Origin of the sequence: Paenibacillus barengoltzii NBRC 101215, assembly GCF_004000745.1 — a bacterium.
Lineage (GTDB): Bacteria > Bacillota > Bacilli > Paenibacillales > Paenibacillaceae > Fontibacillus > Fontibacillus barengoltzii.
The window spans coordinates 1-12607 of the sequence record NZ_BILV01000111.1 but is presented as its reverse complement, the minus strand read 5'-3'; the positions used below and the strand labels follow the sequence as shown (position 1 = coordinate 12607).

The window sequence follows — 12607 nt, the reverse complement described above, 5'->3', positions numbered from 1 at the left end:
TCGCCCGCTGCGCCCGGCTGCGAGCCGCCTGCCGCCGCTCGGCTGGCACTAGCACTGTCGCCGCCCGAGATCCGCGCAAGCCGGTCCAGGGACACGCGGTATTGCGGCGTGCGCTCCACTGCTTCGGACACCGGCAGGAACGCGTCCGACAGCGGGAACACGATCAGCACAAACGCCGCAATCAGCGTAGCGTCGATCCGGCCAGCCGCAGCTTCGCCGCCGGCCCAATACACCATCGATACGACGACGAGGCCTACAACCAAGTGACCGATAAAGCTGCGCCAGCGTGCCCAAGCCCGCAGCTTGCGGTCCTTCCGCGCAACGGCAGCCTCGTCTTGCTCATACGATTGAAGGAACTCCGCCGAACGTCCGCTGATCACCCAATCCCCGATCCCCATGACGGCATCGGTCAGTTTCTGGTACAGCCCGTTCCGTTCTTGCTTAACCTCCTCGTTCGTCCGCTTCGTCAACCGCAACGAAAGGTACGGCAGCACGACGACGAGCACAAGGATATACGCGGCTAACAGCAACGCAAATGTCACGTCGAACACGCCCATGGCCACGATCACGGCTGCATAGAGAATCAACGCCACGACGCTTGGAAAGACGGTACGGATATACACATTCTGCAGCTGCTCAATATCATCGGCAAGCGCGCCAAGAATGTCGCCCGTCCGGTACCGGGATCGAATGAACAACGCCTGCGGTTCCAACACGCGATAGAGCCGCACGCGCATTTTCGCCAATATCCGCAACACCGTGTCATGCCCAACCAACCGTTCGACATAATGGATGACCGCTCGCCCGATCCCAAACGTGCGAACCCCTACAATCGGTACATACACCAGCAAGATGTTGTAAGGCTGTAACGCGGATTTTGAGATCAAGAACCCGGAAGTGAACATCAACATCCCGGCGGAAACCAGCGTTAACACGCCCAGAATCAGATATAACGCAAACCGCCCGCTATATAACCGAAAATAAGGCCGAACCCAGGACTCCTGCTTCATTTGATCTCCTCCCGCTGCGCCGCCGCCAACCGATAATATGCTCCGCGCTTGGCCATCAGCTCGGCATGCGTCCCTGCCTCGACGACGCGGCCTTGCTCCATAACCATGATCCGATCCATTTCGCGCATCCAATGCATTCGATGGGTCGCCAAAATTACCAGCTTCCCTTCAAACAGAGGCAGCATCGTGTGCTTCAGCTCATATTCCGTCTCGATGTCCAAATGCGCCGTGGGTTCATCAAGCAAAATGACTGGCCGCTTGCTAAGCAAAGCCCGGGCTAACGCCACACGCTGCTCCTGACCGCCGCTCAGAGGCCGGCCGCCGCCGCCAATCTGCTCGTTCAATCCGCCCGGCAAGCTGCGCACGAGCCCATCCAGACCAGCAGCTGCCGCCGCGCGTTCCACCTCTTCTCGCGTCGCTTCCGGCGCATTAAAGCGGATATTCTCTTCCAACGTCCCACTGAAAATATACGGCTTCTGCGGGATATAGGTGATTTGCTCCCGCCAGCCCTGGGCCGTCAAATCCCCCAACTCCGTCCCGTTCAGCACCAACCGGCCCGAAGTTGGCCGCAGAAAACCGCCAAGCACATCGATCAATGTCGATTTGCCGGCCCCGCTTTCGCCGATGATGCCGATTTTGCCCATGCCGCCCAGCGTCAAGTTCACTTCAGCCAAGGAAGGCCTAGCTTCCTCCTCGTGAACGACGCCAACCCCGCGCAGGCTTAACGTGCTTTCCGGTGCCCACGTCCAGTTCATACCGGCCGGAACCGGTGCCGCCTTCGCCGCCTCCTCATCCGCAGTGGCGATGATCTCGTTCATCGCTTCGCCTGCCGCCTTCCCGTCCTGGGTGGCATGGAAGTCAGCGCCAACCATCCGAACGGGCAGGAAGTACTCCGGCGCCAGAATCAGCACGGTCAAGGCCGGCAACAGCACCATCTCGCCATTCACCAATCGAAGCCCCAAGCTGACCGCCACCGAAGCAACGGATAACATCGTAAAGAAGTCCAAAGCAAACGAGGACAGGAAGGCAACCCGCAACGTCTTCATCGTCGCTGACCGGTAAGCGTCGCTGACCCGTTCGATCGACGTGACATGCGATTTGCTGCGTCCCAAGAACTTGAGCGTCTCCAGCCCGCGCAGCGAATCCACGAAATGGTTCGACAACGTCCGGTACGATTTCAACTGCCGCTCAGTCTGCTTGCGCGCCGCCAGCCCGATCAGGATCATAAAGGCGATCAGAATCGGCATCGTAATCGTCAGGATGATCCCGGAAGCCAGATCGAGCTTATACACATAAGCCAAAATCAAGATCGGGGTGATTCCCGTGGCCAGCATGCGCGGCAGGAACAATTCCAGGTAATTGCGATACTTGGTCACCCCTTCAAGCACCAACGTCACCAAATTCCCGGTTCCCGCGGTCCCGGCAAAACGCGGCCCCAGCTGAAACAACTTCTCCAGCACCCGCTCCCGCAAGCTTCGTCCCGTCTCTTCGGCAAAAGCATACGCTATTTTCTGCTGCATCATGCCGCAGCCCTGACGGACGATAAAAGCAAGCAGGAACAAGCCGGCCCCGCCGGCTTGTTCCTGCAGCTTGGCCCCGGCAAACAGGGCGGAGATCACCTCCGCCAACCATTTGGCCTGCCAGATGATTGCAAAGCTCTGAACGAGGGTCAGCAAGGCCATGATCATCATGACCTGCTTGATCCCCGCGATTTTCATTAATCCGCGTCCCATTAATATTCTAAATGCTCCTTCTCGTGTACGCGTTTATGGAATACGAAATAGCTCCATATTTGATAGCCTAACACGAATGGCAATAAGCTGCATGCGACGATCGTCATGACTTTCAGCGAGTAGTGGCCGGAAGAAGCGGTATCGATCGTTAAGGAGAACGCATCGCTAATCGAGCTGACCATCACCCGTGGGAATAGCCCCACAAATACCGCAGCAATCGACAAAGCGATCATCGCACCGGTCATGCCAAACGCCCAGCCGTCTTTTTGCTTATTCATAAACCAGCCTGCCAGGACAAAAGCAACGACGCCCAGTACAGCCACCAGGCTGATCAGCAAGCCGCGCACTTCAAATACGTCGGTTTCGAAGTACGTCAGCACGCCAAAGATCACGAACAGGGCGGCCAGCGGAATAAGCAGCTTGTGAGCCAGCTTACGGGCACGTTCTTGCAAGCTGCCGGTCGTCCGCAAGGAGGCAAACAGCAGCCCGTGAACGAGGCACAGCATCACAACCGTGATCCCGCCGATCAACGTGTACAGGTTCACCATATCAAACAGTCCGGCCTTCATTTCCATGTCTTCGCCAATCGGCAAGCCCTTCAGCAGGCCGGAGAACACAACGCCCAGCAGGAACGGAGGCAACAGGCTGCCGAGGAAGATCGCCCAGTCCCAGGTGCCTTTCCATTTGCCGCTGTCCACCTTGCCGCGAAACTCAAAGGCAACGCCCCGCGCAATCAAGGCGAGAAGCAAAACGACAAGCGGTGTATAGTAGCCGCTGAACAACGTGGCGTACCAGTTCGGAAAAGCGGCGAACATCGCGCCCCCGGCGGTCAGCAGCCAAACTTCGTTCGCATCCCAGAACGGGCCAATCGAGTTGATCAGAACCCGGCGTTCCATATCATTCTTGGCCAAAAACTTGGTGCTCATTCCCACCCCGAAGTCGAAGCCTTCCAAGAAGAAGAACCCCACAAACAACACCGCGACAAGGACAAACCAAAGCTCATTAAGAGACATGATATCCCTCCTTACCAAATGGATCCCCGACCTGATCACGGCTGGTGATGGCGATCTCATTGGGTCCTTTCTTGATCACTTTCACGAACAAGTAAGCCATCACCGCGCCAAGCGCCCCATAAATGAGGGTGAAGGCAATCAGGGAGAACAGAATTTGTCCGCCGGTGACGCTTGGCGATACGCTATCCGCGGTCTGCATCAAGCCAAATACCGTCCATGGCTGACGCCCGATCTCCGTCATAATCCAGCCGGAGGTGTTCGCAATAAACGGCAGCGAAATCGACCACAGCATCACGCGGTAAAACCAATTGTTTTTTGGGTTCTCAAGCTTTTTGCGCCATGCCAAATACGTTCCGTACATCCCAAGCACGATCATCAAACAGCCGGCGAGAATCATGATCCGGAAGCTCCAGAAGGTCGTCCGTACCGGAGGAATGTAGTCGCCAGGACCATAAGTTTGTTCATATTCGGCCTGCAGCTCGTGCATGCCTTTAACCTCACCGGAGAACTTACTGTAAGACAGGAAGCTCAGCAGGTAAGGAATTTTGATCTCAAAATTGTTCTTCCCATCGTCCGAATCAATATGGGCATACAGCGTCCAAGGCGCAGGGTCACCCGACTTGCCCCACAGCCCTTCGGAAGCCGCCATTTTCATCGGCTGCGTCTTCACCAGGTACTGCGCTTGTTGGTGACCAAACAACGCCGTGGCGAACGAAGCGATCAAGGCCACGATAATGCCGATCGTAAACGATCTTTTGAAGAACGCCACATCTTGACGTTTCATCAATTTATAAGCGCTGACCCCAGCGATCAAGAAAGCTCCTGTGGCAAAAGCGCCCAACACGGTATGCGGGAATTCCACCCACAATTGCCCGTTGCTGATCAAAGCGAAGAAGTCGTTCATTTCTGCGCGGCCGTTGTTGATCTCGAAACCAACCGGACGTTGCATAAACGAGTTCGCGGCCAAAATCCAGAACGCCGAGACGGTCGTCCCTAAAGCAACTAGCCAAATACACAACAGGTGCACTTTTTTGGACAAACGATCCCAACCGAAGATCCACAGCCCAATAAATGTTGATTCCATAAAGAAGGCAAACAGCGCCTCCACCGCCAGCGGCGCACCAAATACGTCGCCAACAAAGCGAGAGTAATCCGACCAGTTCATCCCGAACTGGAATTCTTGGAGAATCCCCGTCACGACCCCTACCGCAAAGTTGATAAGGAACAGTTTCCCCCAAAACTTGGCCATCCGTTTGTATTCTTCTTTGCCCTTCACGACGTACATCGTTTCCATGATGGCGATCAGCACCACCAGGCCGATGGACAAGGGTACGAAGAAGAAATGGAAAATCGTTGTCACCGCAAACTGAAGGCGAGCAAGCACAATCGGATCCAGCATTTCTTTTCCCCTACTTTCAAATAATTATTATCTAATGTGAATTCTATCACTGATCCATGAAAACGAACGGGGAAAAAGTAATAATTTTGTGACAGAAATCACATGAGAAATGTCACAATTCCGAACATGGCCTGAAACCCGCATCAGATCAACGTTTTTTGAGGGTCGTACAATTTATGACATTACTGTGAATGGCCCTTCTTCACGCCATCGAGGAGGTGCATCAGGGTTAACACCGGGTGCCGCCACAGCATCCGCGGTCCGGCAAAAGCCATCACCCGGCGAATCCGCTCCCGCTGGACCGGCGCATAACAATGCACAGGGCACGCCAGGCACGTGGTCTTGCCTTCACCAAACCGGCAGCGGTCAAGCCGCTGCTCAGCATATCGGTGAAGCTCGGCGCACTCGTCGCATAACAACACTGTCGCAGGATGATGAACCGCTGCGCGCCTGTGGGTCCGCTCCCTGTCGCCATGTTCCTTACGACAATATAAGGCGATCATTCGGGTCACAGTATTCTTTTCCCGGCGAATTCGCGGCCCGTTGTTCTTAGTCATTGCCATCCGGTCTTGCCACCTTCTTCGTTCCCTGCGTCCGAAAAGCCAGTCTCCATCCCAGCCACGTCCCTGCGATCATCAGCAGCCCGTAGGCCACAACCCCAAACGGAAGCGACGTTGCAAGCCAATGCAGCAAGCCAAATCCGCCGAGCAGCAGCATCAACCCCATGAATACAAAGGATTGGTTTTGCTGCCCCGCCGCTTCAAAGGGTTCAGAGAAAGGTAGTCCCTTGCGCATGCATAGGAAACAAAAAATCGCGTAAGCAAACATCGCGAGTCCTGCCACAATCAAGTCAGGGATAATGGACGCTCCGAACAGCACGGCAAAAATCGCCGCCTCCACCACATACAAAGGCAGCATAAGCCGAACCAAGCTCGCCAGCAAGGCCCCTTTGTAAATAGACGCTTCGCTGGTGATCGGGGCGGTCCGGTAGATCCAAGCCGCTTTATATCGGGAGGAGTAACGCAGCATCATGATGAGCGTTGGCAGCATAATCCCGCTAAAATAAATGAACAAATACGAACGGGAACCGGAGATCCCTTCCAAGCCCTGATCGAGTCCGTTCGAGAATAAGAAGATGAAAGGAAACACGATAGAGAAGCCCAGGGAAGGGTACACCTTCAGCTTAAACTCACGCTCCGTTCCCAGCATCGACCAGGTGAAACGGAAGAAGGCGCTCTCCTGCGGCGTGGAGCAAAGCCAATCGGAGATTCGGCGCAGCATCTTCCCCGACCGCTGCCCGCTCTTCGCGCTGGGTTCCGCCAGCTTCTGCAGGTTCCGTTCCAAAGCCGGCATCAGCTTCAGGTACAGCAGGAATGCGGCTAGCGGAACAACGACGGACAGCACCGCCAGACCGGCATACGTCATACCTTCGCCCGGGTGAAGCAGCGTTTGGAAGGAAGCGCCCACCCATACCGGCGGCACCAAGTACTGCCACCACGCCGGCTTGAAGACGATGTCCATCTCCGTGAAGTCGAACAGCCGGACCAACACCTGATAACCTACCGCAATTGTGATCGTCATCCCGATTTGCACGTAATTGATCATATCCTTCAGCTTCTCACCGTCAAAAAACCGCAGCACGACCAAATACAACAGCGCGGTCAGCACCACGATCAACAAGTCCATCAGGATGAGCTGCAGCAGCATCAGGGCAAAGAACCCGATCCCCTGCCGAATTAATCCAACCGCCAGCGGAATCACCGCGATGGCTCCGGTCAAAAAGAACAGGTAAATAAAGATATGCACCGTCTTCGCCATCGTGAGCGTACGGCGGTTAATCGGCTTCGTCGCCAAAATGCTTCGATCCCGAATATCTAGCAGCACCGAGGAGAAATCGGAGATCATCGAGGTCATCACCATAAACATCATAATGCCAAACAAGATGCTCATCTGAAACAGCAGATTATCCCCCATCAGCACGAACATCGAGCTCAGTCCGCCAAACAGGACATACATCCACAGAGAGCGGAGAAACTGGTTGCTCTCCGCGGTATCCTGTTTCCGCTTCTGATTTGAACTTTTGGCCAGCGTAGGCTTCCTTCTCGCATCCATCGCCAGCTTTACCTGAACGATTCGGCGCATCACCGAATAATCCACGCCCATCTTCTCGAATGCACCACGGAACCGGTCCAACACTAGCAAGCTCTTCATTTCTTCCATCCGCTACACCTCTTGCACGATCGATACAAGCCGGCTGGCAATATCCTGATGCTCATTAAATCCGGTCAACTGGTTGAAGATCTGTTCCAGCGAACCTTCATGGTTCTGGGCCTTTAACTCGTCAAAGCTGCCGTCGGCCACAATTCGTCCTCCGTCCAGCAGGACGATCCGGCTGCTGATCTTCTCGACCACGTCCATGATATGAGAGGAGTAAAAAATCGCCTTGCCTTGCGACGCCAAGAGAGCAAGCATTTCTTTCACGACCATGACACTGTTGGCGTCCAGTCCGCTCAGCGGCTCGTCCAGGAACAGCACGTCCGGATTATGCAGCAGGCTGGAAACCAGCAGCACCTTCTGCTTCATGCCCTTCGAGAAAGTTGAAATTCGGGAGTTAAAGGCGTCCCCAAGACCAAATTCCGTCATCATTCGCCGAGCTTTCATCTCGGCGTCATCGGCGGATAAGCCGTACAGTTCACCAATGAAGGTCAAGTATTCAGAAGCGGTCAACGTATCGTACAGCTCGGCGATCTCCGGAACGTATCCGATTCTTTTCTTGTAGCTGACATCGCCGTCGCCGGGATTTTGCCCAAAGACCCGGACCTCACCTTGATACCCTTCAACCAGGCCTAGCATAATCTTGACGGTCGTGCTCTTCCCTGCCCCGTTGGGTCCGATGTAGCCGATAATCTGGCCCGGATACACCTCCAAATCCACCCCGTTCAGAACGTGATGTCCCCCATAGCTCATGCGTAAATCCGCCAGCTTAATCACAGGATTCATTGTCGTCCTCATCGATTCAGCCCCTTTCTACTGCCCTCAGTTTACCATACATCTCCTTACGCCCGGAGCTGAAATCTTCACACAAAAAGGCACCTCCCGATCCTAACGGTTCGGAAGATGCCTTCTTTATATAAAAGGGATATCGATTATCCCTGGACATTGGATGGAATAAAGCCGTTGATATCTACGCCAAGCCCTTGTGCCAGGCGCATACCGTATTCTTTGTCAGCGCGGAAGAAGTTGCACACCGCGCGCAGTTGAACTTGCTCCGGGGTCTGTTTCAAATCGTTCACCAGGTTAGAGATTAGATGATCTTTCTCCTCAGCCGTAAAGCTTCGATACAGCTCGCCCGCTTGGGTGAAATCGTCGGTTTTGGTGATTTTCTCCCGGCCGATGTGTCCGCTGACCGGCACTACACTGTCGCGGTAAGCCGGATCTTCCTTCGGAGTGGCGTCGAAGCTGTTCGGCTCATAATTGATTGGCGATGGATCCTGCTTCACGTTCATGAAGCCGTCCCGCTGATGGTTGCGGACCGGAGCATACGGGCAGTTCACCGGGATTTGTAAATAGTTCGCACCCAGCCGGTACCGTTGGGTATCCGGGTAAGAGAACAACCGGCCTTGCAGCAGCTTATCCTCTGAAGGTTCAATCCCAGGCACGAGCACGCTTGGCGAGAACGCTGACTGCTCGACTTCCGCGAAGAAGTTTTGCGGATTGCGGTTTAGCGTCATTGTGCCGATTTTGATCAAGGGATAGCTGTCTTCCGGCCATACCTTCGTGGGATCCAGCGGGTCGAAGCTCCAACGATCCAGATCCTCCACTGGCATGAGCTGTACATTCAACTCCCACTGCGGGAATTCCCCGCGCGCAATATGGTCGTACAGGTCGCGAGTCGCATGATTGAAATCTCGACCTTGTACTTCTTGAGCTTCCGCCGCCGAGAGGTTCTTTACCCCCTGCTTCGTTTTCCAGGTGTATTTGACGTACGTGATCTTGCCTTCGGCATTGATCCACTTAAATGCATGCACGCCAAAGCCGTCCATCTGGCGGTAATTCGCCGGCGTCCCATAGTCCGAGAACACCCAGGTCATCATATGCGTCGATTCGGTGGACAGAGTCATGAAATCCCAATACCGCGCCGGGTCTTGGATGTTCGTGTCCGGAGCTGGCTTCAGCGAGTGCACCATGTCCGGAAATTTAATCGCGTCGCGGATAAAGAAGACCGGAAGATGGTTACCCACCAAATCGTAGTTGCCTTCCTCCGTATAAAACTTCACCGCAAATCCCCGCGGGTCACGCGCCGTTTCCGGAGAGCCTTGCCCGTGAATGACCGTAGAGAAACGGACGAACACCGGAGTTTCGCGTCCTACCTCCTGCAGGAAATGAGCTTTCGTGAACTCCTTCATGCTGCGCTCGGTAACAAATACCCCATGGGCGCCTGCCCCCCGGGCATGCACGACGCGTTCCGGAATCCGTTCGCGGTCGAAATGGCCCAGCTTCTCCAGCAGATGGTAATCCTCCAACAGTGTAGGGCCGCGCTGCCCTACCGTCCGAGAATTTTGATTATCGCCTACCGGAGCTCCCGTATTCGTTGTCAGCCGGTTATCCATGAAATCATCCCTTTCGATTTATTATTACACTAAGACTTATTCTAAAAACTATAATAAATAGTACCATGCCCCCCTCTAAACTGCATGAAGGTTCCATGAGGGGTTGATGAAGATTGTTCAGCTGCCTTCTTTTTACCCTCCATTATTGAGAATATGGGAGGACCTGCGTGAGTATGTTAATTCTGTGACATCTGTCGTCTGAAGTCATTTGAAAAATGTACCAATTGATGCTATACTCTCCCTGAAATTAGGAAACATTCACCAAAGAAGGAGCGACGCGTCATGGAATTCATCACTTTAAATAATGGTTTACAGATGCCGCAGCTAGGGTTCGGAGTTTGGCAGGTGCCTGATGAGGAGGCTACGGCCGCAGTCGCCAAGGCGCTGGAGGTAGGTTACACCTCCATCGACACGGCGATGATCTACCGCAACGAGGTGGGGGTCGGCAAGGCGATTAAGCAGTCCGGTATCCCTCGTGAGAAGCTGTTCATCACCACGAAAGTATGGAACAGCGACCAGGGTTACGACAGTACGCTCCGAGCTTATGACGAAAGTCTGGCTAGACTTGGTCTCGATTATGTCGATTTGTACTTGATTCACTGGCCGATGCCAAAAGTCGACCGGTACGTGGAAACCTACAAGGCGTTGGAGAAGCTGTACCGCGATGGACGCGTTAAAGCGATTGGCGTATGCAATTTCGAAATCGAGCATTTGGAGCGTCTGCTGAATGAAACGGAAATTAAGCCGGTGTTGAACCAGGTGGAATGCCATCCGCACCTGACTCAGACCGAATTGAAAGCGTTCTGCGCCAAGCATGATATTTACATCGAAGCCTGGAGCCCGCTGGAGCAAGGCGGTGAGGTGCTGACCGATGCGGTGGTGAAGTCCATCGCCGAAGCCCATGGTAAGACGCCGGCACAGGTTGTCCTCCGCTGGCATCTGCAGAACAATACGATCGTGATCCCGAAATCGGTCACCCCGTCTCGGATTGAGGAGAACTTTAACGTGTTCGACTTCCAGCTGTCGGACGCTGAAATGGAGCAGATTAGCGGCTTGAACCTCAATCGCCGCAAAGGCTCGCATCCGAACGACATGTACGTTGGTAAGCCGGAATAAGGCTTCTGTCCAAATACAAAAACGCGGGTTGCCTGAGCGCTCTCAAGCAAACCCGCGTTTTATTTTTCAAATCTATAACTCGACCGTACATAAACGCTTCTGCCAGCAGGACCCCGGCTTTGTCCGCGGCCGCTGCCATTTCCTCCGCCTTGGCGGCCGTCAACGCCAGCGGCTTCTCGCACAATACATGTTTGCCCGCTTCAGCGGCACGAATCGCCCATTCCTTATGCAAGTGGTTCCGTGGTTGTCCCCTTCATTGTACATGTCCGAAGAAGGCAAGTATAGAGCATCCCGACCTGATGAAAAAGGCATGAACGGGGTATAGTAATCCAGAAGAGTCGGATCTATGTAGATCTGCAACCTACCCTATTTCAAGCAAGGAGACGATCAACCTCATGGAAAATCTGCACGAATTTGTCGAGAAGGTTCACGATCAACAGGAGAAGCAAGCCAAAAACAAAAAGCGCGGGCACGGCAACCCGGCCGGCCAGCTTCCAACCAAGCAGCACGGCACGCAAAAATAACATCAAAGTATCTTAGCTACTTCAAGATGGCATCGCCGAAAAAAGCCGCTCACAATCCTGTGCAGCGGCTTTCGGCTTTCGGCTTATCCCTCGTACTTATCATGGCCGGAAATGTATTCGTTCAGCGTCTCTCCGCCTTCAGTGCTATGGTTCTTGATCGTCGCCAAGCGTCCGTTCTGCGCTTCTCCGCCGTTACCGGTCGTTTGATTCTGCCCGTTGCTGCTGCCGTTTCCGGTGCCCGGCTTGCGATGCTGCTTGTTATTTCCCATGTTGTTCTAACCTCCTCAGTAGGATCTGATGGATGGAAAGGCCGCCCTGCCTGTTCCTTCGGTTAGCGTTTCTTCCCCGGGCTGTTTTTATTCCAAGGCAGGGGAACTGGACTAAAGTCCAGCTCTTGTCTCCCCCAGAGACTGAAGTCTTCTTTCGGCTTTTGTAGTATGCTGATCACAGATAAGTACATAAACAAAGGAGTTTGCGTATGAATTGGAATAAAAAATCATGGATTGGGCCCGTGCTCATCCTGCTAGGCCTCTATCTCTTCTTCTTCCGCAAGGAAGCGATCAGCGCGGGAACGCTGTTCGGCACCTTCTGGCCGACCTTATTTGTCCTTCCGCTCGGTCTGTTCTTCCACTGGTTGTATTTCTCGGTCGTTGGGCGCAAGGCAACCGGGCTGCTCATCCCCGGGGGAATTCTCTTCACCGTCGGGCTCGTCTGTCAACTTTCAACATTATTTGACAGCTGGCAGTACCTGTGGCCCGGCTTCATTCTGGCTCCGGCCGTGGGGTTGTTCGAGTTTTACTGGTTCGGGAACCGCAATAAATACCTGCTGATCCCGATCAACATTTTGACCGTGCTTTCGTTATTGTTCTTCGCCGTCTTCTCGCTGGGCGCGTTGTACAACCGCCTGATCTTCGGCCAACCGTTATTAGCGATTGCCTTGATCGCTATCGGTGCAGGGCTGATGATTGCGCCGAAGCGACGGTCTTAACGCCCCCCTTCATGCAAAAAAAGCAGAGTGAATCTTCAGGGACTGGGGACTATCCCCGTTTGTGAGACAGGGATCAAAGCACCTCTCAAGATTAAACAGCCAGTTGTCGGAAATGAATCGGTGACTGATTGTTTCCGTACACATTTGTGGTTTACCGGACACTTCATCCGGAGCAAAGCAGCGATTTTTCGGTATCCATAGCGATATTTATGCC

At 54.0% G+C, this 12607-nt stretch carries 13 protein-coding genes and 1 pseudogene; 3 read left to right on the top strand and 11 right to left on the bottom strand.

All coding sequences use genetic code 11. From position 1 onward, the window contains the following. The 8 genes from PBA01S_RS21585 to PBA01S_RS21550 form a co-directional block, all read right to left on the bottom strand. A partial coding sequence (locus tag PBA01S_RS21585) for an amino acid ABC transporter ATP-binding/permease protein (RefSeq protein ID WP_255315413.1) occupies window positions 1-1010 on the bottom strand: 1010 nt, incomplete at its 3' end. Continuing rightward, complete coding sequence (cydD, locus tag PBA01S_RS21580; RefSeq protein WP_127576702.1) at window positions 1007-2743, bottom strand: thiol reductant ABC exporter subunit CydD; 1737 nt, start codon at window positions 2741-2743, stop codon at window positions 1007-1009. The genes cydD and PBA01S_RS21585, both read right to left, overlap by 4 nt. Further along, window positions 2743-3759 carry a cytochrome d ubiquinol oxidase subunit II gene (cydB, locus tag PBA01S_RS21575; protein WP_085169838.1) on the bottom strand — a complete coding sequence of 339 codons (1017 nt, stop codon included), beginning with the start codon at window positions 3757-3759 and terminating at the stop codon, window positions 2743-2745. Before cydB ends, cydD begins: the two co-directional genes overlap by 1 nt. After that, entirely contained in the window at window positions 3746-5155 is a 1410-nt protein-coding gene (locus tag PBA01S_RS21570; protein ID WP_371859562.1) for a cytochrome ubiquinol oxidase subunit I, read from the bottom strand. Before PBA01S_RS21570 ends, cydB begins: the two co-directional genes overlap by 14 nt. Window positions 5156-5337: 182 nt before the next feature. After that, entirely contained in the window at window positions 5338-5718 is a 381-nt protein-coding gene (locus PBA01S_RS21565; RefSeq protein WP_332306491.1) for a nitrous oxide-stimulated promoter family protein, read from the bottom strand. Continuing rightward, window positions 5705-7375, bottom strand: a complete 1671-nt coding sequence (locus PBA01S_RS21560) for a hypothetical protein (protein WP_127576701.1) — start codon at window positions 7373-7375, stop codon at window positions 5705-5707. Before PBA01S_RS21560 ends, PBA01S_RS21565 begins: the two co-directional genes overlap by 14 nt. A 3-nt stretch (window positions 7376-7378) precedes the next feature. Next, window positions 7379-8167, bottom strand: a complete 789-nt coding sequence (locus tag PBA01S_RS21555; protein WP_174844510.1) for an ABC transporter ATP-binding protein — start codon at window positions 8165-8167, stop codon at window positions 7379-7381. Window positions 8168-8301: 134 nt separating this feature from the next. Beyond that, window positions 8302-9765 carry a catalase gene (locus tag PBA01S_RS21550; protein ID WP_127576700.1) on the bottom strand — a complete coding sequence of 488 codons (1464 nt, stop codon included), beginning with the start codon at window positions 9763-9765 and terminating at the stop codon, window positions 8302-8304. 282 nt (window positions 9766-10047) lie between these two features. Between PBA01S_RS21550 and PBA01S_RS21545 the strand changes: the two genes are divergently transcribed. Then, complete coding sequence (locus PBA01S_RS21545) at window positions 10048-10881, top strand: aldo/keto reductase (protein WP_009223643.1); 834 nt, start codon at window positions 10048-10050, stop codon at window positions 10879-10881. Window positions 10882-10966: 85 nt separating this feature from the next. Here PBA01S_RS21545 and PBA01S_RS21540 read toward each other — a convergent pair. Next, window positions 10967-11119 (bottom strand): annotated as a pseudogene (locus tag PBA01S_RS21540) (Gfo/Idh/MocA family oxidoreductase); the annotation flags it as partial. A gap of 157 nt (window positions 11120-11276) precedes the next feature. Here PBA01S_RS21540 and PBA01S_RS21535 point away from each other — a divergent pair. Beyond that, entirely contained in the window at window positions 11277-11405 is a 129-nt protein-coding gene (locus PBA01S_RS21535; protein WP_016314269.1) for a DUF4023 family protein, read from the top strand. Between the two features lie 83 nt (window positions 11406-11488). Here PBA01S_RS21535 and PBA01S_RS21530 read toward each other — a convergent pair whose 3' ends face one another. Continuing rightward, on the bottom strand, window positions 11489-11674 hold the full coding sequence (locus PBA01S_RS21530) for a hypothetical protein (protein ID WP_009223642.1): 186 nt from the start codon (window positions 11672-11674) through the stop codon (window positions 11489-11491). Between the two features lie 209 nt (window positions 11675-11883). Between PBA01S_RS21530 and PBA01S_RS21525 the strand changes: the two genes are divergently transcribed. Then, window positions 11884-12393, top strand: coding sequence for a hypothetical protein (locus PBA01S_RS21525; protein WP_009223641.1), 510 nt, complete (start codon window positions 11884-11886; stop codon window positions 12391-12393). A gap of 35 nt (window positions 12394-12428) precedes the next feature. Here PBA01S_RS21525 and PBA01S_RS23415 read toward each other — a convergent pair. Beyond that, window positions 12429-12607: helix-turn-helix domain-containing protein (locus PBA01S_RS23415; RefSeq protein ID WP_164744229.1), on the bottom strand; the 179-nt coding region annotated here is incomplete at its 5' end.

Excerpts from the sequence above, each read along its gene's own strand:
- PBA01S_RS21525 (WP_009223641.1), top strand. The coding sequence starts at position 11,884 with ATGAATTGGAATAAAAAATCATGGATTGGGCCCGTGCTCATCCTGCTA.
- PBA01S_RS21570 (WP_371859562.1), bottom strand. The coding sequence starts at position 5,155 with ATGCTGGATCCGATTGTGCTTGCTCGCCTTCAGTTTGCGGTGACAACG.
- PBA01S_RS21530 (WP_009223642.1), bottom strand. The coding sequence starts at position 11,674 with ATGGGAAATAACAAGCAGCATCGCAAGCCGGGCACCGGAAACGGCAGC.
- cydD (WP_127576702.1), bottom strand. The coding sequence starts at position 2,743 with ATGGGACGCGGATTAATGAAAATCGCGGGGATCAAGCAGGTCATGATG.
- PBA01S_RS21550 (WP_127576700.1), bottom strand. The coding sequence starts at position 9,765 with ATGGATAACCGGCTGACAACGAATACGGGAGCTCCGGTAGGCGATAAT.
- PBA01S_RS21535 (WP_016314269.1), top strand. The coding sequence starts at position 11,277 with ATGGAAAATCTGCACGAATTTGTCGAGAAGGTTCACGATCAACAGGAG.
- PBA01S_RS21565 (WP_332306491.1), bottom strand. The coding sequence starts at position 5,718 with ATGGCAATGACTAAGAACAACGGGCCGCGAATTCGCCGGGAAAAGAAT.
- PBA01S_RS21545 (WP_009223643.1), top strand. The coding sequence starts at position 10,048 with ATGGAATTCATCACTTTAAATAATGGTTTACAGATGCCGCAGCTAGGG.
- PBA01S_RS21560 (WP_127576701.1), bottom strand. The coding sequence starts at position 7,375 with ATGGAAGAAATGAAGAGCTTGCTAGTGTTGGACCGGTTCCGTGGTGCA.
- PBA01S_RS21555 (WP_174844510.1), bottom strand. The coding sequence starts at position 8,167 with ATGAGGACGACAATGAATCCTGTGATTAAGCTGGCGGATTTACGCATG.